The sequence below is a fragment of the Gemmiger formicilis genome (assembly GCF_024462815.1).
Taxonomy (GTDB): Bacteria; Bacillota; Clostridia; order Oscillospirales; family Ruminococcaceae; genus Gemmiger.
Window position 1 is genome coordinate 89,051 of the sequence record NZ_JANGCG010000009.1, and the last position, 17,164, is coordinate 106,214.

Annotated in this window: 19 protein-coding genes; 13 read left to right on the forward strand and 6 right to left on the reverse strand. The window is 50.4% G+C overall.

The features are described from left to right. Positions 1-52: 52 nt before the first annotated feature. Together NE623_RS09290 and NE623_RS09295 are read right to left on the reverse strand one after the other, a co-directional pair. The gene (locus NE623_RS09290; RefSeq protein WP_256273326.1) at positions 53-1,360 is read right to left on the reverse strand and encodes a sensor histidine kinase; all 1,308 of its coding nucleotides are present in this window, start codon (positions 1,358-1,360) and stop codon (positions 53-55) included. Beyond that, a complete protein-coding gene (locus tag NE623_RS09295; RefSeq protein WP_256273325.1) occupies positions 1,357-2,145 on the reverse strand; it encodes a LytR/AlgR family response regulator transcription factor in 789 nt (262 codons plus the stop codon). The genes NE623_RS09290 and NE623_RS09295 overlap by 4 nt, the downstream gene beginning before the upstream one ends. A 151-nt stretch (positions 2,146-2,296) precedes the next feature. Here NE623_RS09295 and NE623_RS09300 point away from each other — a divergent pair, with 151 nt between their 5' ends. From NE623_RS09300 to NE623_RS09340, 9 genes are all read left to right on the forward strand, one after another. Then, a complete protein-coding gene (locus tag NE623_RS09300) occupies positions 2,297-2,659 on the forward strand; it encodes a helix-turn-helix domain-containing protein (RefSeq protein ID WP_256273323.1) in 363 nt (120 codons plus the stop codon). Between the two features lie 414 nt (positions 2,660-3,073). Further along, positions 3,074-3,589, forward strand: coding sequence for a hypothetical protein (locus NE623_RS09305; RefSeq protein WP_256273322.1), 516 nt, complete (start codon positions 3,074-3,076; stop codon positions 3,587-3,589). Between the two features lie 94 nt (positions 3,590-3,683). Then, positions 3,684-4,949 (forward strand): hypothetical protein, encoded by a 1,266-nt coding sequence (locus tag NE623_RS09310; protein WP_256273321.1) that lies wholly within the window; start codon positions 3,684-3,686, stop codon positions 4,947-4,949. Between the two features lie 44 nt (positions 4,950-4,993). Next, complete coding sequence (locus tag NE623_RS09315) at positions 4,994-5,218, forward strand: hypothetical protein (RefSeq protein ID WP_256273320.1); 225 nt, start codon at positions 4,994-4,996, stop codon at positions 5,216-5,218. Between the two features lie 32 nt (positions 5,219-5,250). Continuing rightward, positions 5,251-5,790: an RICIN domain-containing protein gene (locus NE623_RS09320; RefSeq protein ID WP_256273319.1), complete on the forward strand. Its 540-nt coding sequence runs from the start codon at positions 5,251-5,253 to the stop codon at positions 5,788-5,790. Positions 5,791-5,863: 73 nt separating this feature from the next. Beyond that, positions 5,864-7,252 carry a hypothetical protein gene (locus NE623_RS09325; RefSeq protein ID WP_256273318.1) on the forward strand — a complete coding sequence of 463 codons (1,389 nt, stop codon included), beginning with the start codon at positions 5,864-5,866 and terminating at the stop codon, positions 7,250-7,252. A gap of 65 nt (positions 7,253-7,317) precedes the next feature. Then, positions 7,318-8,085, forward strand: a complete 768-nt coding sequence (locus NE623_RS09330; protein ID WP_256273317.1) for an ATP-binding cassette domain-containing protein — start codon at positions 7,318-7,320, stop codon at positions 8,083-8,085. Further along, positions 8,082-10,487, forward strand: coding sequence for a hypothetical protein (locus NE623_RS09335; protein ID WP_256273315.1), 2,406 nt, complete (start codon positions 8,082-8,084; stop codon positions 10,485-10,487). The genes NE623_RS09330 and NE623_RS09335 overlap by 4 nt, the downstream gene beginning before the upstream one ends. Further along, positions 10,474-10,791, forward strand: a complete 318-nt coding sequence (locus NE623_RS09340) for a winged helix-turn-helix domain-containing protein (protein ID WP_256273314.1) — start codon at positions 10,474-10,476, stop codon at positions 10,789-10,791. Before NE623_RS09335 ends, NE623_RS09340 begins: the two co-directional genes overlap by 14 nt. A 6-nt stretch (positions 10,792-10,797) precedes the next feature. Here the strand turns inward: NE623_RS09340 and NE623_RS09345 are convergent, their stop codons facing one another. Next, complete coding sequence (locus NE623_RS09345; protein WP_256273313.1) at positions 10,798-12,486, reverse strand: M23 family metallopeptidase; 1,689 nt, start codon at positions 12,484-12,486, stop codon at positions 10,798-10,800. 4 nt (positions 12,487-12,490) lie between these two features. After that, the gene (gene srtB, locus NE623_RS09350) at positions 12,491-13,237 is read right to left on the reverse strand and encodes a class B sortase (RefSeq protein WP_256276148.1); all 747 of its coding nucleotides are present in this window, start codon (positions 13,235-13,237) and stop codon (positions 12,491-12,493) included. 82 nt (positions 13,238-13,319) lie between these two features. On the opposite strand from srtB, the gene NE623_RS09355 reads away from it, so the two are divergent. Next, a complete protein-coding gene (locus NE623_RS09355; RefSeq protein ID WP_205505329.1) occupies positions 13,320-13,529 on the forward strand; it encodes a hypothetical protein in 210 nt (69 codons plus the stop codon). Between the two features lie 47 nt (positions 13,530-13,576). Further along, positions 13,577-13,831, forward strand: coding sequence for a CPCC family cysteine-rich protein (locus NE623_RS09360; RefSeq protein ID WP_256273492.1), 255 nt, complete (start codon positions 13,577-13,579; stop codon positions 13,829-13,831). A gap of 69 nt (positions 13,832-13,900) precedes the next feature. On the opposite strand, the gene NE623_RS09365 is transcribed toward NE623_RS09360, so the two are convergent. After that, a complete protein-coding gene (locus NE623_RS09365) occupies positions 13,901-16,237 on the reverse strand; it encodes a VirB4-like conjugal transfer ATPase, CD1110 family (RefSeq protein WP_370866725.1) in 2,337 nt (778 codons plus the stop codon). Beyond that, positions 16,234-16,632 carry a PrgI family protein gene (locus tag NE623_RS09370; RefSeq protein ID WP_256276151.1) on the reverse strand — a complete coding sequence of 133 codons (399 nt, stop codon included), beginning with the start codon at positions 16,630-16,632 and terminating at the stop codon, positions 16,234-16,236. Before NE623_RS09370 ends, NE623_RS09365 begins: the two co-directional genes overlap by 4 nt. An 82-nt stretch (positions 16,633-16,714) precedes the next feature. Here NE623_RS09370 and NE623_RS09375 point away from each other — a divergent pair, with 82 nt between their 5' ends. Together NE623_RS09375 and NE623_RS09380 are read left to right on the forward strand one after the other, a co-directional pair. Beyond that, a complete protein-coding gene (locus NE623_RS09375) occupies positions 16,715-16,957 on the forward strand; it encodes a type II toxin-antitoxin system Phd/YefM family antitoxin (protein ID WP_227595646.1) in 243 nt (80 codons plus the stop codon). After that, on the forward strand, positions 16,954-17,164 hold a 211-nt coding region (locus NE623_RS09380; protein WP_256276149.1), incomplete at its 3' end, for a type II toxin-antitoxin system death-on-curing family toxin. The genes NE623_RS09375 and NE623_RS09380, both read left to right, overlap by 4 nt.

Below are 17,164 nucleotides of genomic sequence, written 5' to 3' on the forward strand. Positions count from 1 at the left end.
AACAGAGTTTTCAGCTTTTTCATCATTTTTGTAGTGAAACAGTAGTTTTTTGTCATGAAATCAGAGTATTCGGCAGCTCTGTTGCAAATTCAAACCAGCCGTTTTCATAATCCATGGCGTAAAGCGTGTGGTACTTTTCCAATGTGGTATGAACATTTTGCAAACCATACCCATGAAAAGATGGATTTTCCTTGGTTGATGCCGGCAGCTGATTTGCAATCATATTTACCGGCAAAGATTTATTACGGATAGCATAAAACAGTTCATCTTCTTCAAGAAGTGCCTGCACATAAATTTGCCGGTCCGTTTCCGGCAGTTTTTCGCACGCTTCAATCGCGTTATCCAGTGTGTTGCTGATTACAACCGTCAAATCCACCATGTCAATCTTTATGGGAGATAAATCGTTCACACTGAACTGTATATCAATTTTACGATTTTTTGCAACAAGTGCCTTTTGATTCAGAAGTGCATCCAGTGCTGCATGGTGGGTATTGACGAGCAGGATGCGTTCGTTTTGTTTCGATTGCAGGCTATGGATATAGGTTTGTATTTTATTGATATCTATATTTTGTTGCATCAGCATTCCGTCTAACGTACTCAGATGAGCGCGAAAATCATGTGTCAGTTTACGTTGCTGAGCATATGCGGCACTCAATGCTTCGATGCTCTCTTGCTGTGCTTTTGATTTGGCTTGTAGGCTGATTGCTTCTTCACGGAAGTTGGCGTTTTGTTCCATCCAGCTGATTAAAAGTAACGCTGCTATCTGCATTACAGTAATAAATGTGGCACAGACACATAGCGGCTGAATTGATATTTGACCCTGCTGAAAGCAACTTCCAAAAAAGAAAATAAGCAAAACACTCGCAAGGGAAAGCACTGCAGGAATGGTGTACCATCTGAAATTGGTTGCTTGACTTAATTTCCCATTTCGCGCCTTTGCCTGTAAAAAGCATACTGCTATTATTACACCGTGTACAAGCATACTTTGGCATAATGCATTCCCAAGAAAAACACCATTCAGCGTTTCAGATAACAAAAGAGCAAGAGTATGCCATAAATTATCTATACAACACATCGTTGCATAAATAATAATTGAAATATATAACCCAAAAAATCTATTACTGATGTACAAAATTCTATGCACAAAATAATATAGGACAAGCGCAATTAAGATTTTCGAATAAGCAGGCAATACATTTGAGGCAATGTTCAGAAACGTTGCCCCCAAAAAAGCAAGGCTCGTCACAATAATCCAATGACGAAAACGTTCCATTTTTCTTGCTGAAAATGCATCAAATAGCAAAATTGCCGAAAAGCACTCCATCCAAGTCCACAAGTAGGTCAAGAAATAATCGCTCAACGTGCATTCCCCCAGTTTTTGTTTTTCCAACTCAGATACTGGACTTTCATTTGTGAGTACCGCTTCTGACTTACCGATAGCTCTTTTCCATCGAGGAGAATAACCCTGTCATAATTGAATTTTTTGATGTATGCCATATTGACCAGATAGCTTTTCTGAATTCGGAGGAATCCGTCTCCTTCCAATTCCGCCGCTAAGTCTTCCATTTTTCCATAAAAGCGGTCTGGTACCTGCATAGGCTTTACTGTGTACAAATATATAACTCTTTGATTACTTTCCAAGTAGAGAATATCTTTGTAGGGAATGTTAAATGACTCTGCGCTAGCTGAAAAGCGCAGAACTTTATCATCACGCGGCAATTCTGCCAATGCATCCCGGAAATAGTTGGCCAGCTTTTGCTCCAGTTCCTGCTTGAGAAGGTATCGGAACGCCCGGACTTCATACCCTTCCATCGAAAATTCCGGGTAATTTGTCACAAAAACAATTACCGTATCCAGATGTAATTCCCGCACACGGCGTGCAATGTCCATGCCGCTGCGTTCATCCATGTCGATGTCCAAGAACATGATGTGATACTGTGATAATTGCCGGTCCGTTATCTCGGCGGGATTCGAGCTTTTTGTTATGCAAATGGACGCTCCGGGCGGTACCGGTTGGCCAGCAACCGCGTCTGATATTCTCTGCAAAAAATCCTTGTCGTCATCGCAAAGTAAAATATTAATCTTCATGCGTGTATCCTTATCGTTGTTTCGCCGTAGTAGACGTCCCTCTTTGCCATTCAACATACGTTTAATTCTCCCGAAAGTCAAGTATTTTCTTAAAATAACACTTATAGTGTAATATTATATTGCTTTTACACCGTTTGGCAAGCCAAATCATTTAAAATTGAATTACCCTAAGAAGAAAATTCATTGATAAAGCAAGCTGGACAAAGACATGAAAGATACCGAGCGTCACAACTATATTGGAGATCACATTCGTAAACTGCGAGAAGAAAAAGGCTGGACACAACAAGTATTAGGCAAAAAGTTGGGCAAGAAGACTTCCACTATCAGTGCCTATGAAACGAATGCCAAGCTTCCGTCTGTCGACTGCCTTATTGAAATGGCCGAATTGTTCGATGTATCGCTTGACACACTGGTTTATGGGGATCGTTCAAATATGATTTCTATTCGTGCCTTGCGGCCAGAGCAAAAAGAACTGATTTCGGAGCTTACGCAAGTTTTTTCGGCAAGGCACACAACCGCTGAACAGAGGCTTGAATTGTTCAGCAAGATTGTTAGTCACTTATCGCAATAATTTAGAATTCTCATTTTGTGGGCCTATAGATTTTTCAACTGCCCAGGTTTAGCAACCGGGGCAGTTTTTTCTCGTATTTTATGACAAGCGACTCGGATTTTGTGTCAATTTTGTGGAAATGAAGATTTTCTTGTGGTATCTTGAAGTCAAGATAAATAGGCGCTCCCGTTACCTAGATTGAAAAGTTCTATATGTATGTAAGCATCGGTGCACAGGCGCTTGTAATTGTCCGAATACATGGAACTCTTGAAATACTGCCGAAACGTGGCGAATGTGAAAACTTTTTGGTATAATGAAGTTGTTCCAAAGAACCGCCATCCACATCTAAGGCTCAAGCATCGGTGCGCAGATGCTGAATATATCCGCCCCGAAACAAATCCGATACAAGTTTCTTTCAGAATGGAGGAATACATCATGAAGAAACTCAGCAAACGTTTTCTCACCCTTGCAATCGCCTGTGTTATGGCTATGGCTATGGCTGTACCGGCGTTTGCCGATTTTGACAACGGCACGACTCATACCTATCATATCAAGAACAACACCATTGCTGGTGACTATGTGTATCTGAACCTGTATGGCACTGGCGGTGTGTATGCATCGCGTGATGTTACCGTTTATCCCCGTACAACGTCGGATGATCAGGTATGGTACATCACGAATAAAGTTTGTGATGTGAAGAAAGTGTATAATAACCGCACGGATACAAGCGGAAACCGCTATACACTTAACATCAACACTAACACGAATAACTGCAACGTTTATCCTGATTATTCGTCGAATGATGCAGATTCCCGTGTCCAGATTATCGGCGATATGGCGCGTTTCTGCATCAAATTGGCTCGTTCTGGTCTGTATGTCCATGCGCTGACCGACTCTACTCATAATGTGCTTTGGAGTTCTTCGATCCAGTATTGGAATGAACTTTCGTAATTTCGGAACTCATTAGAACTGTTTTGGCACTAAACTAAAATGGGCAGACATAGTTTGTGTCTGTCCATTTTAGAATACTTTGAGGGAAGTTGTTATGAATAAAAACAAATTTTTATATGTGGCAGCGCTCTTTGGAATGATGGTCTTGGTTTCCTGTTCATCGCATGACAGTGCCAAGAACGTCACTGTAACCTCTGAACAAAGCGGAGCAGAATCGCAAGCTGCATCGGACATTGTCTCCAAACCGCTGACACTTTTGCAAAGTAATGATGGCTGGTCTTACGGTGCCGCAGGCGCAAAGGGCTTTTATTTTGTGAGCGCAGCAGTCCGAAGTGACGATTCCACCTCGCTGATGTATTGCGATTACGACACCATGCAGCAGCTTTTACTATGCTCCCAACCGAACTGTGCGCACAATACAGCCGCCTGTAACGGGTATCTTCCCTATTCGGCGGGCGGCATCGTGCCGGAAATTGTCGGTCAAAATCTGGTACTGTTTTATCCGGGCAATGTTCATGCCGAAGAAAACGCAACCCTGCCGCGCATCGAAACGATGGGGTTAGACGGTTCCGACCGAACCGAAACGATCACCTTTGCAGCCAACCAAGAGTTTCTGCGCCCAATGGTCACAGACGGGGATTTTATTTATGCCTGTATGTGGGAAACCTCCGACAACTCAATGGAAAGCTTTCTGGTACGCATCGACCCAACTGCCGGAACCTGCGAAAAGATGTTTTCCATGGACAGCACATGGATCAAAGGCGTTGTAGGTGATAAACTGCTTTTGAAAAGCACGTCCGGCGACAACTCGGAATGGTTCACCTATGACCCGGTCACTGGGGAGCAAGCCGTTCTCTATACAGAATCTTCCAGCGTGTTGCAACCTGCCGCCGTTTACGGTCAAACGCTGGTTTATCAAAAGGGCAATCATTTTCATCTCCTTGACCTTTCCACTGGGCAAGACACCGAATTGGCGGGGTACACGGTGCCCAATCAGGCAGTCAGCTATGTGAACCTTTACTATGCCGACGATGGCAAACTACTATTTGAGCAATGCTCAAATGCTGGTGCAGAGTCACAATATGCGGACGGATTTTATGTATTGGAAAGCGACAAGGAACCTTCCCCATGGACATTGACCTACTCGCTCTATGATAAAGATACCGCTTGCGCTGTCGTTGCAGCGAAAGATGCCGACACCTATCTCGTGGCAGCCGGAGTGCAAGATACTGCCGCTGTGCAGGCAGACGATGGTGCGTCTAAATACGTCTCGACCGGCGAGAGGCGCTATGCGCTGATTTCCAAAGCGGACTATTGGTCAGGAAATGCCAACTACCGCGATTTTGAAAAAATCGGCTGATACGCAAGCATACAAGATTTTCGCGGACAAGAACGGACGTCACTATGGACCAGATGCATGAAATCGATCTCGACCTGAACGATCTGCGCAATATCTATCTGCTGCCCGCCCCGCTATGGCATTGCACGTTTGCGTTCACACACGATTTTCTGTCGCTCGCGCAGTTTTTGCGGGTTTTAAGGGAACGTTGTGGTATCTTACATAGCACAGCAAGGGCTTCAAGCATCGGCGCGCAGATGCTGAATATATCCGCCCCGAAACAAACCTGATACAAGTTTCTTTCAGATTGGAGGAATACATCATGAAGAAACTCAGTAAGCGTTTTCTCACCCTCGCAATCGCCTGTGTTATGGCTATGGCTATGGCCGTACCGGCGTTTGCAGCGCCAAATGGCAAATTCACATCGAGTGATATTGGAGAAATAGACACCCCACACGGTCATTATTTTCATTACGGTAATTACTACCTGAACCAATGGGGAAAATCCCCCGTATCCGGTACACGCGTTACCACATGGGAAAAGACCGATGACATCACACAGGCTTGGGATATTGTGCCTACCACAACCGGACGTTGGGTTGTGACAACCAATGCAAAGCCCAACCTGGCCCTGAACATTTATCGCTCTGGCTCTCAACCGGAAGTAAATGTCGTTGCTTATATGGGAAATGATTATAATGATTGCGTTTTGACCAATGGCAAATTGACTTTGGCATATCAAACCGGAACGTACGCCAATTTTGGCGTCACAAAGACAAGCCAAAACACAAGCCCTTATAATACTTATGGTAGAATTTGCCGTTGGACGGGCAATCCCACAAACTGGACACATGTATCCTGATTTAATGGCAGCAAATTAAAAGACTGGTGATGCTCTGGCATCCATCCAGATACAATTGCGATAGGGGAGAATCATGCATAATTCATCGTTTTGTCGAATGGCTTTTACCCTTTGTATTTGTCTGCTGTTTTCCGGATGTGCAGCTTCTCTTTCCGATGCAAACGCCAAAGGAAAAGAAACTGTCACAGAAAGTACATCGCAGACGGATTCTGTGGATTTGACGCAGCCATCTGACGGAAGTTCTGATGCCGCGCAGATGAAAATCATTTCATCCGCCAATGGTATTATCGCTTCTGGCATGTTGGGAAATGAAAAGGGCTGCTACGAGGTCTTTGATCGACCTGCCAACGGCGGAAACCTACTATATACCGACTATGCTACAAAGAGCCATATTTATCTTTCTAACCAGATTAACGGTGATCACAACAATGAGTCCGATACCAGTTATCTGGAAAGTACAATTGGCGGTTGTTATCTTGCCCTAAGTGATGATCACCTTTTTATTTTCAAACTGAACACGCCATCCTTTGCGGCAGACGAAACTTCTGAGCGACAAGGGTATATTGCACGGTGTAACCTCGATGGTGCAGACCGACAAATCTTGACGAAATTGGCTGCGAATGAATCAATCGTAAGCGGCTGTGTTGCCTGTGACGGCGAAAATCTTTACTATCTTTCTTGTCTGCTTCAAGACGATGGCACAACAACCCCACGCACATTGATTCAGTTGAAGATTGCCGATGGTACACGACGGGAAATATGCCAACTCGATTCGGAATCACGACATTTCATCGTCGGAGCGCATCAAGATAAAATTATCCTAAAAAGCATTTTGAATCCGGCCAAGTTAAGCGATGACCTTTCCGCGGATGATATCGTACGCGCTGTCCAAGAGCAGGTACATCAGCTTACACTGCTTTCAACTGATGGTCAACAGCAGGAGCTTTGCCGCTGGAAGCAGGATGAGCGAAGCGAGATGTTTATGAGCGGGAATATGTACTATTGGGACAAGGAAACGAACGGTCTTTATTGCTGGGATTTGGAAAGCGATACGCCGGAATGTCTGTTCGCCGGCCCGATTCGTTTCGACGATGAAGTATCTTACGACCGGCTTTCATTAAGTGCAGATTCTTTCGATGGGCATTTGTTGGTCACTGCCGTGCAGGATTCAGACGGTCAAGCCGTTTCGTGTGCATTTGATCCAATCAGCAAGTCACTCCAAAAGCTGACTCTGACATCGGATGATGAGAAAAGTGTTTTGATTTTAGCAGAAGGATCGGAATATTTTCTTGTTAGGTATGGCCTGATGGAATATGAGGTGCCAGACTACGCTCCGGATGGACGCGAAATTACCACTACAATGCTTTTGCCAAACCTTCGCCTGATTGAAAAAAGCGATTATTGGAACAATATTCCGAACTACATACTCCTCGATGATTATGTATATAGCAGGAAACCATAACACGCACTGGATGGTTCGATCATTCTTATCTCAACCTTTTGGAACAAAGAAAGCGTATCTCTGCCATGCAACTTACATTGAACGATCTGCGCAAAACCTATCTGCTGCCCGCCCCGCTGCTGCACCGCCGCGGGCAGGGCAAACCGAAAACCAAGCAGGCTCTGGCCGGGGTGTCGCTCACCCTCGGCCCGGGCCTGTATGGCCTTTTGGGGCCGAACGGCGCGGGCAAAAGCACGCTGATCGGCATCATCACCGGCGGATTGGCCGCCGATTCGGGCGAGGTGCTGTGGTGCGGCCGCCCTGCGCGGGGCATCGCGTTCCGCCGCGTGCTCGGCTATATGCCGCAGCAGCAAGGGTTATACGAAAGCTACACAGGCCGCCGCTTCCTCGCTTACATGGCAGCGCTGAAGGAAATCCCGCGCGCTGCCGTGCCCGGCGAGGTCGCGCGCGTGGCCGCAGCCGTCAACCTGACCGACGAGCTCGACAAGAGGCTGGCGGCGTACAGCGGCGGCATGAAGCAGCGCCTTTTGTTGGCCGCTGCCCTGCTTGGCGACCCCAAGCTGTTGATTTTGGACGAACCGACGGCGGGTCTTGACCCCAAGGAGCGCGTTCGCCTGCGTGAATTGCTGGCAGATATGGCGAAAGACCGCATTATTCTTGTGGCAACGCACGTTGTTTCGGATGTAGAAACAGTAGCAACCAAAGTTATTCTTTTGCGCGCCGGCAAGATTGTGGATGCTGCGCCTGTGCCGGAGTTGATTGCCAAATACGCGCCCGGCCAAGGTCTGGAGGATGTCTACCTGAATGTGTTCGGTGAGGGGGACGGCAAATGAGCCTGTTTTTTGCTGAACTCCGCAAGGTATGGGGCGGCAGAGTGTTTCCCGTCCTGCTGGCGATACTGGCATCTGCCAATCTTTTGCTGCTGTGGATGGGCACCCGCCCCACCGCCAACCAGCCGCCCGCCGCAGCCTATCGTGCCGTCGGCGCGCAGCTCGACGGCCTGACGATGGAAGAAAAGGGCGCGTACCTGCACGGGAAATATACCGAGATTGAGAGCCTTGTCAAGATCGGCGGCTTCTACCGCGATATGGCCTACGCCGGCAGCAGCTACCTGCAAGCCTACCGCGACGAGAACGCTGCGATGTTCGACGCCTACGAGCAGGAATACAAGGACAAAAGCTATACACTGTTCACCGACGACCTGAACACCGAATATCGCCTGTTCAATCAGCTGCAGAATGAGTACGATACCGTGGCCGCCTACACCGATTTTCTGGACGGCGTGCAGACCAAGGCGACGCAGCTGGCGGGCATCTCGATTTTTCAAAACGACAAAACGGGCTACGACTTAAAGAACATCGAAGCCACGGCCAAGGTGTATGCGGGGCTGACTGCGACCGAGATCGACTATTACCCGCAAAAGGGGCTGTACACGGCAATCTCCTACGCCTTTACCGACCTGATTTTGCTGGCATCTATGCTCTTGCTGGCGCTGATCCTTGTGCGGCAGGAGCGCGACAGCGGACTGCTGAGCCTTGTGCGCAGCCTGCCGGGCGGACGGTTGAAAACAGCCCTTGCCAAGCTGGCGGCATTTGCTGCCAGCTTATTGGTCGTTCTTACGGTGCTGTATGGGGTCAACCTTGCCTATTGCTCGGCGTCCTTCGGTTTAGGCTCGCTGAATCGCACCATTCAAAGTGTTCCCGCCCTGATGCGCTGCACGATGCAGATTACGGTCGGGCAGTATCTGCTGCGGTTTTTGCTGGCCAAGTGGGTCGGGGCGTTCGTGATGGGCCTTTGGGTCATGCTGGCCGCGCTGACCGCGCGCCGCGCCGCCGCGGGCTGGATCGGCGCGTTGGCGCTGCCGTTGGCGATGTACGGCGTGCGCGCGGCTATTCCGGCCACGAGCCACCTCAACGTGGTTAAATACGCGAACCTCGTCAGCCTGCTGCAGACCAACGAACTGCTCGGCAACTATCGCAACCTGTTCTGGTTTGGCACACCGATCGGGCTGCCGCTGGTCGAGTGGACGGCGGCGGTGTTCTACGGAGCGCTGTTCGCTGCGGCGTTCTGCACGGTATTCGCCCGCGCACAGCTGCTGCCCGCCGCCAAGCGCGGCCTTGTGTTGGGGCTGACGCGCAGAACGAAAGCAACCTCTGTTATAAAGGAAGAAGGCCGCAAGCTGTTTGTGCTGAACGGCGCAGCGGTGTTCCTGGCAGCGTTCTTGGCGTTCGGCGTGTATCAGGGCGTGACGAGCGAGAGCTACATCGACGCCGACGAAATTTATTATGCCTACTACATGAAGCATATCTCCGGCCCGTGGACGGCAGAGAGCCGCGATTGGCTGACCGCGCAGGGCGAGGAGTTTGCCCCGATGCTGGCCGTGCAGCGGCGCGTGGCGCGCGGAGAGCTGAGCAACGAGGCAATGCTGGCCTACGGCGCACTGCAGCAGAAGTACAATATTTACCAGCAGGTCGTGCAAAACAATATCAACTACTACTTAAAGGAGCACCCCGGCGCGTGGCTGGTGTACGAGAGCGGCTACAAAAAGTTGTTCGGCTTCAGCGGTACCGCTGACGTGCAGGACACGCTGTGGGCCGGGCTACTGTGCGCACTGTGCTTCAGCGGTCTATTTGCGATGGAGCGTAAGGGTGGAATGGATGAAATTCTGGCATCTACTCCTTTAGGCCGGAAATACACCGTGAAAGCAAAGCTGCGGCAAAGCACAGCGGTTGCGGCAGTAATAGCTTTCGGAACGGTTTTGCCTCATCTATGGCAGGTTCTGCGCGACTATGGCCTCCCCTCTTTGCTGGGACCGGCAATGAGTATCTCCGACTTGCAGGCTGTACCCAAGTTTATAACCCTGTCGGATTTGCTGATTTTCTGGCTAATCTGTCGTTTCGCGGCCTGCCTCTGCATGAGCCGGATCACCTTATGGCTTGGACAGAAATTGGGGAATTTGCTGACTGCGCTCTTTATCAGTGCAGTTACCTATTGCCTGCCCACACTGCTGAGCCTTTCCGGAATGAAAAATGGTATCGAGTGGCTGGGATTCTATCCTCTATTCCATGCTGCAGCGCTCTGGCAAAACCAAGGCTATAACGCCAACGGAGAAAGCTACAACGCAATGTGGATTCCGATTTTTCTGGTATGCGCAGCATTCTTCCTCGCGTGGGCGATTGGTCAGGCTCTTATTGACGATTATGACATGATAGGTGTTCCAGATGAAGTACTATAAAAATCTGTCCATAGATGAATCTAACTGTACCGTTAAAAAAGAGGGCCAGCCGATTCGCCTGACTGCCATGGAGTATCAGCTGTTTGTCACATTGCTCGACTATTCCGGGTGTGTCTGCTCCCGGAATCTTCTGCTGTCATCCGCTTGGCATATCACAGCACCGATTCAGACACGGACGGTCGATGTACATATCGCGAAATTACGGAAGAAGCTGGACTTGGGGCAAAATGAATTGAAAACCGTAACGAGGCATGGGTATGCACTTTCTACGCAAGAAAGCTGTAGAGTAAATCATTCAGCCTGAGATTTTTTATAATGTAAAGTAGCGCAATACATCCGCACGATTGCCGTCAACGCTCACCTCCAGATGCAAATGGTTGCCTGTTGCCCTTCCTGTATGCCCAACATATCCGATAACCTCTCCCGCCTGCACCTGCTGACCGGTGGTGACGCAGATGGACGAACAGTGGGCATACAGTGTTTCCAGCCCGCCGCCGTGGTCGATTTGAATGTAGTAGCCGTAACTGCCGCCCCAGCTGTCAAGACTGTTGGCAACAGTAACGGTGCCGTCTGCCGCAGCAAGAATCGGCGTTCCCTCGGCGCAGGCAATGTCGGTGCCGGTGTGGGAGCTGACCTCGCCGGTGATGGGGTCCACGCGGTGACCAAACTGCGAGGTAATCGTACCCGCAACGGGCAGCGGCCATTGCAGCGTGCCAGTTGGGGCGCGTGTACCATCAGGAGACATGACTTCTCCCCCGCCCTGCTCAAAGCCGCCGAGCAATTCTGCCCACAGTTCCTCATACTGTGGGTCTTGCAGGAGCTGCAAATAGGTGTTCTGGCGGGTGGTGAAATGATAATCTGCCGCCATCTCATCGGGTGTTTTGTGGGTAAGACTTATTACTAGGACGGTTTCGGTTATTTCTGTTGTGGTTACTTTACCGTTCTTGTCCGTCGTTTCTATAACAGCGGTTTCCGCACGGGTAGAGTAGTCCACCGCGTTCATTGCCCACATAATTTCCCGCAGCTTGTCCACTTGATTTTTCGTCAGTGCCGCAACGGGCGCGCCCTGTTCGCTGCCCGCCACATACGAAGAAAAGACCGCCAGGACATCCTGCCAGCGGATGTAGTATACATCATCGTTGGCGGTAATGTCTTGGCGGTCGTGCTGTACGGTATCGGAGATTTCTTCCAGCCTGTTGCGGTATTCTGCCGTCAGGGTTTCTACGGCTTCTTGCACTGTGACAGCATTTTCATTGGGCGCATTTGCGGCAAAAAAGATGCCATAGGCCGAGCCGGACACAAACGCCACAAGGCAGATGACGATAACAATGCCCAGCGCCGCACCTGCGCCCGCTGCAAGAATCGTTATAAGGCTGTGCAAGCTGGCTAGAAAATGACGGATAACTGAGCGCACCGCCACAGCCGTTCTGCCTGTACCAGCCGCAGCCTTTTGCGCGGCAAGCCGTATTTTTTGTGCATGGGTCTGCATCCGCGCTTGGGTCGTCACACTGCGCACAGTTTCATTTGCGGCGATGCGCAGTTGGCGCTGATCTTGTGTCACGCCGCGAATGTCGCGCGGCGCGGTTTTGGCGGTGATGGCTTTTTCTTTTGCCCGTTGTCGGGGCAAATCTGCCCCACGGCGCGGGCGCGGCTCTGCATCGGGCAGCGTACCACACTCGACTTGTTTCGGGCTGACACCGCGCTCATTGGCGGCGTGGGCGCGGACGGCATCCTCCTTGTGGCGGTGCTGTCGGGCTTGGGTTTCTGCCAATTTTCGCCCCTGATGCCACACAAAAGCTGCCGACTGTTCCGCAGCCGAACCCGCAAAATCTGTCGGTTCCTGCTGTTGGGGGTCGGTGTCATTTTCATGCGCGGCGGTGCGGGTTTGTTCTTTCGTTTTTAGCCACACCGCTTTTAGCGTGGCTTTGGGTATCGTCCCCGCCGTACTTTTGTGGGTACGGTCGCGGGGCTTTTGTTTGTTTTCTTTTGGCGTTCTCATACTCTCACCTCGGTTCGGTTATGCGCTTTGCCACAATGACCACCCTGCTGTTTTTGCCGGAATCGTCGCAGGTGGAAAGCGTGATCAGCTTGTCACCATAAACAGCCGTCACGCTGGTTTCATACAGGGCGGCGTTCTTGCAGGCGTCCACATAGGCGGCAAATTCCTGCGGTGTTTCGGCATCGGCAAATTGATAATAGGCAAACAGATCCTCCGCTTCGCCCCGAAATACCGCCATTACGGTATATTCTGCCTGCGCCGTCAGGGTATCAAATTGGATAATTCTGTGCTGCTCCCAAAAGGATTCGCGCTTGTATTGCAGCAAATCAGAGAACATGCTGCCGTCCTTCATGTTGTGTCCGTACACAAGGATGTTGTCGGATGGCGTTTGCAGGTCGCAGTTTGCCTGCACATACGGGCAGCCGTGCGGGGAGTCGGCTTTTTCAAAGTTGTGCTTTAGGTAAAAGTCTGGGTCATGCTTTGACTGCATGACCGGGTAGTTGATGTTGGTTCCGTCAATCTGTATCCACCCGGCAAGGTCGCTGTTTTGCGTGTACAGCGCCTGATACTGCGGCAAAAAATTATTCCCCGTTGACACGGTGTCATCGGGGAAATTTTCTGTCTGCGCGGCAAGCTGCCGATACATTCGCACTTGCGTACAGGAGTCGGCGACATAGCGGGCAATACCTGCGGTACTTGCAAGAAAAACAGCGGTAAGAGGTAAAATCAGGAAGCGGTAGAATTTCAACATAGGGTGTCCTTTCTCGGAATCGGTTTGCAATGGAAAAACGGACGATGTATAATACAGATATGTTCAAGGACTGCGGGGTGTTATGATGAATTTGTATCTCAGTGCGGCGGAATACGATTACCACACGCTGCTCAAGGTGGCCGAGATGGCAGGGCTTGCGGGAATCATCGGTTTTCATGAGGCCGGGGACGGCTATCTGGTGACCTTCCCGCAGGGGGAAAATGTTCAGGCTTTGATAGATGACTATAAGGGACGGCTGCGGGATTTGGAAAACAATATTTGGCAGCATTAAAATAGGTCTATAAATTTGAAAAATGAAAGGGGCGAACAAACTCCGTAATGAAAAAATATCCATGTCCTTGTTGTGGATTTCTTACCTACAATGTCCCGGCAGATGGAGATTGTGGGTATATTTGTCCCGTTTGCTTTTGGGAGAATGACCCGTTCATCACTTCTGATAACGAGCCAAGCGACTCCAATCATGGAATAACACTAAAAGAAGCAAAATCCAATTTCTTGCAATTCGGTGCTTGTGTAAAAGAAATGCTACGCTATGTTCGACCACCGAGAGATGACGAAAAGGAAATATCATAGCGTCGAATTCAAGTTTGTAGCACCCCTTCGGACCACTTCGGCGGTCCTCTATTTTTGTATTGCATGGCTTTACTCCCTTTTCTCAGACGGGTTGGTCGACATCAATTTATAGAGCTTTGTATCCTTCGGGAAGGAATTGGTGAATGGAACAATATTGCCCGCGCACCGAATCAGCCCGCAGCCTGCAGGGACATTGGTGACGTAGCCGAGCTGGTTGTCGGAGATGTTCAGCAGCTTCGCCAATTCCGCGCGGTCGGTGGCGCTCTGGTTCAGCATCACCAGAAACTCTGAGTTAGCCAGCATCAGGCGGGCGGTGTCGGAGCGCAGCAGTTCGTCCACATTCTGCGTCAGCCCGGTCACAAGTCCGTTGTACTTGCGGATGCGTTTCCACAGCTTGTAGAAGAAATTGGCGCTGTACTCATAGCGGAACAAAATATAAAACTCATCGCAGAAAATCCATGTTCTGCGCCCCTTTTTCCAGTTCTGAATGACGCGGTTATAAATGGCATCCAGCGTCACCAGCATCCCCAGCGGCATAAGCTGCTCACCCAGTTCGCGGATGTCGTAGGCAATAATCCGCGCCTGCGTGTCCACATTGGTATGCCGGGCAAAGGTGTTCAGTGTGCCTGTAATGAACAACTCAGATGACAGCGCCAGCCCCTGTGCTTCGGGTTCGGGCTGCATCTGGAGCAGACGGTAAAAGTCCTGCAGCGTAGGCGGTGTGCCTTTATAGCCGTTGCGAATGTAGGGCAGGTACACCTGCTCGGTGCAGCGGCCAAGGATGGACTTTTCTTTCGCCGTCACCATGCCGTCACCGATGAGCTGCTCGAACAGCGACAGCACAAACTCCGACTTGCTGACGATGGGATTGCGCTCGTCACCGTAGGCACGGTCCATGTCCAGCGCGTTGATGTGGGTGTCGGACGTGGCCGATATGCGGATGACTTCACCGCCAAGGGCTTCGGTCAGATAGCCGAACTCCGACTCCGGGTCGAGAATGAGAATGTCATCCTCGGTGGAGAGCGCGATCTGCACGATTTCTTCCTTGGCGCTCATGCTCTTGCCGGAACCCGAAACGCCCAAACGGAAACTGTTGCCATTGAGCAGCAGCCGCCGATCTGCCACGATCATGTTCTTGCTGACGGCGTTCTGCCCATAGTACAGGCCGTTCGGCTGCATAATCTCCTGCGCCCGGAACGGAATCAGCACAGCGGTGCTTTCAGTGGTGAGCGTGCGCAAGGCTTGGATTTTTCGCAGACCATACGGCAACACCGTGTCCAGTCCGTCCTTCTGCTGCCAGCGCAGCGTGGAAAGCTGGCACAGGTGCTTGCGCGCCGTGGAGTAGAGCGTTTCGGTGTCGCTGTCGAGCTGCTCCTTATTGTCCGCCAGATGCACCAGTGTCACCAATCCGAACATCATCCGCTGGTCACGGGTGGTCAGGTCGTCCAGCATCTCCTTGGTTTCCTTGCGCTGCAATTCCATATCGTAAGGAATGGTCGCGGTAAAATTATTGTTGGCGTTCTGGCGGCGCTGCCAGTTGGCAACGTTCGTTTCCACGCCCAGCAGCGTACTTTGCAGCTGGCGAGCGGCTTCGTCTGTCGGCACCGGCAGGATGTCGATGGACAACATCAAGTCACGGTCAAGGTCGCAGAGTTCCGACACAAAGCTGTCCTTGATGTAGCTGGCGTAGTCCTGTAAGTACAGCACCCGACCATAACGGGCATCCAGCTTGAAATGGTCGGCGGCAAATTCCATGCTGTCGGGGCAGAACCAATCCTTGAAATGCTGCCCGCGCTTGGCGTGTTCGTGGATGTTGAACTCTGCCGCAGCCTGCTCTCCGGCCTTGAAAAAGTCGCGGAAAATGTGCAGGCGCTCGGTCAGCGTCAACTCCTGCGCCACCGAGGAAAGCTGCGCAAAGTGCGTCACCAGATCCGTGCCGACACGGGCAAAGTAGCTGCGGGCTTCGTCTGCATTGCGTTTTACCACGCTCACGGTCAAGTAGCGTTCCCGCACAATGCTGTTGCTGGTGCCGGTGACCTGTGCGGTCAGCATCTGGTTGAATTCGTGGCGGTATTCGTCCAGACCATCATCCTTGTTGGGCAGCAGGACGCTACGCTCGAACTCTGCCTTGTTGATGCGGCGGTTGTAAATCGTGATTTTCGCAGATGCGCCGGAGTCGAGAGCATTCAGCAGTTCCGAATAGTCGAGAAACATGGATGTTTTGTCCTCTTTGCTGGCGATGGCGTAGTTGATGTCGGTAAACGACCATGTTTTGGAATACTGGTTGCCGACTTGGAAAATCCCATCCGCAAAGATGCGGCGGATGGGGATGGCGTCCTGTACACTGCGCGGAATACGGAACTTTTCTCGTTCCATCTTCTGCGCTTTCGACAGGGTTTTAATCAAGCAGTTTCCTCGCTGTCATGGGTGTTTTTCTTCATAGGCAAACCTCTCTTTCGCTTTATGCCCGCACGGATGGCGGGCTGCATGGCTTCGTAATAGTAGCTGTCGGATTTGAACACAAGTTGTTTCGGGCAGAGGATTTCAGATTTGAACCACGCCCAAAGCACCTGTTCGGCGGTCATGCCGTGGTAGGTGAAAAAGCCACAAACCGCAAACGGCGCAGCACCCAAGATGCACATCCAGCCGATTTCTTCGGTGCCGACATACGGCTGCAAGGCAAAGTAAATGCCCACCGCTACGCCGACCGCCAGCACCGAGCAAATAAACTGCCGGGTGTTCAAGCCGAAAAAGATGTTTTCGTGATAGTCGCGGACTTCTTTCGGTATTTTGATTTCTATACTGCATTCCTTCCTTCTTTAATAAATAGGTTGAATTCATCCTATAATTCGTGTATACTATACTCAAAGGAGGCGTTGAATTATGGTTATTAACACAGACAATCTTGTATCCATCACGGAGGCCAACCAGAATTTTTCCCGTGTAGCACGGATGGTTGATGAGAACGGCGCGGCGGTCATCTTAAAGAATAATGTCCCGCGTTATGTGCTAATGGAGTTCAGCCAAGTCGAGGACGAGCAACAAGCTAAAGACGAGGACATTCTCGAAATCTCCAAGCGCCTGATTTCCAAGAACAAGCAAGCCTATGAGGTACTTGCCAAATGAAAACGCTGAGTAAGGAACAGGTTCTAAGGCTGCATAATGCTCTGTTGGAGACGTTTGGCGGTACTGCCGGTATCCGTGACGATGGTTTATTGGAATCTGCTTTGAATGCGCCTTTTGCCACATTCGGCGGGCAGTATCTATATCCATCCGTACAGGCAAAGGCGGCACAGCTTGGATTTGGCTTAGTCTGCAATCACCCATTCGTGG

Bases quoted from the DNA above. Each gene is read 5' to 3' on its own strand.
- NE623_RS09295 (WP_256273325.1), bottom strand. From the start codon at position 2,145: ATGTTGAATGGCAAAGAGGGACGTCTACTACGGCGAAACAACGATAAG.
- NE623_RS09300 (WP_256273323.1), top strand. From the start codon at position 2,297: ATGAAAGATACCGAGCGTCACAACTATATTGGAGATCACATTCGTAAA.
- NE623_RS09305 (WP_256273322.1), top strand. From the start codon at position 3,074: ATGAAGAAACTCAGCAAACGTTTTCTCACCCTTGCAATCGCCTGTGTT.
- NE623_RS09310 (WP_256273321.1), top strand. From the start codon at position 3,684: ATGAATAAAAACAAATTTTTATATGTGGCAGCGCTCTTTGGAATGATG.
- NE623_RS09315 (WP_256273320.1), top strand. From the start codon at position 4,994: ATGGACCAGATGCATGAAATCGATCTCGACCTGAACGATCTGCGCAAT.
- NE623_RS09320 (WP_256273319.1), top strand. From the start codon at position 5,251: ATGAAGAAACTCAGTAAGCGTTTTCTCACCCTCGCAATCGCCTGTGTT.
- NE623_RS09325 (WP_256273318.1), top strand. From the start codon at position 5,864: ATGCATAATTCATCGTTTTGTCGAATGGCTTTTACCCTTTGTATTTGT.
- NE623_RS09330 (WP_256273317.1), top strand. From the start codon at position 7,318: ATGCAACTTACATTGAACGATCTGCGCAAAACCTATCTGCTGCCCGCC.
- NE623_RS09335 (WP_256273315.1), top strand. From the start codon at position 8,082: ATGAGCCTGTTTTTTGCTGAACTCCGCAAGGTATGGGGCGGCAGAGTG.
- NE623_RS09340 (WP_256273314.1), top strand. From the start codon at position 10,474: ATGAAGTACTATAAAAATCTGTCCATAGATGAATCTAACTGTACCGTT.
- NE623_RS09345 (WP_256273313.1), bottom strand. From the start codon at position 12,486: ATGAGAACGCCAAAAGAAAACAAACAAAAGCCCCGCGACCGTACCCAC.
- srtB (WP_256276148.1), bottom strand. From the start codon at position 13,237: ATGTTGAAATTCTACCGCTTCCTGATTTTACCTCTTACCGCTGTTTTT.
- NE623_RS09355 (WP_205505329.1), top strand. From the start codon at position 13,320: ATGATGAATTTGTATCTCAGTGCGGCGGAATACGATTACCACACGCTG.
- NE623_RS09360 (WP_256273492.1), top strand. From the start codon at position 13,577: ATGAAAAAATATCCATGTCCTTGTTGTGGATTTCTTACCTACAATGTC.
- NE623_RS09375 (WP_227595646.1), top strand. From the start codon at position 16,715: ATGGTTATTAACACAGACAATCTTGTATCCATCACGGAGGCCAACCAG.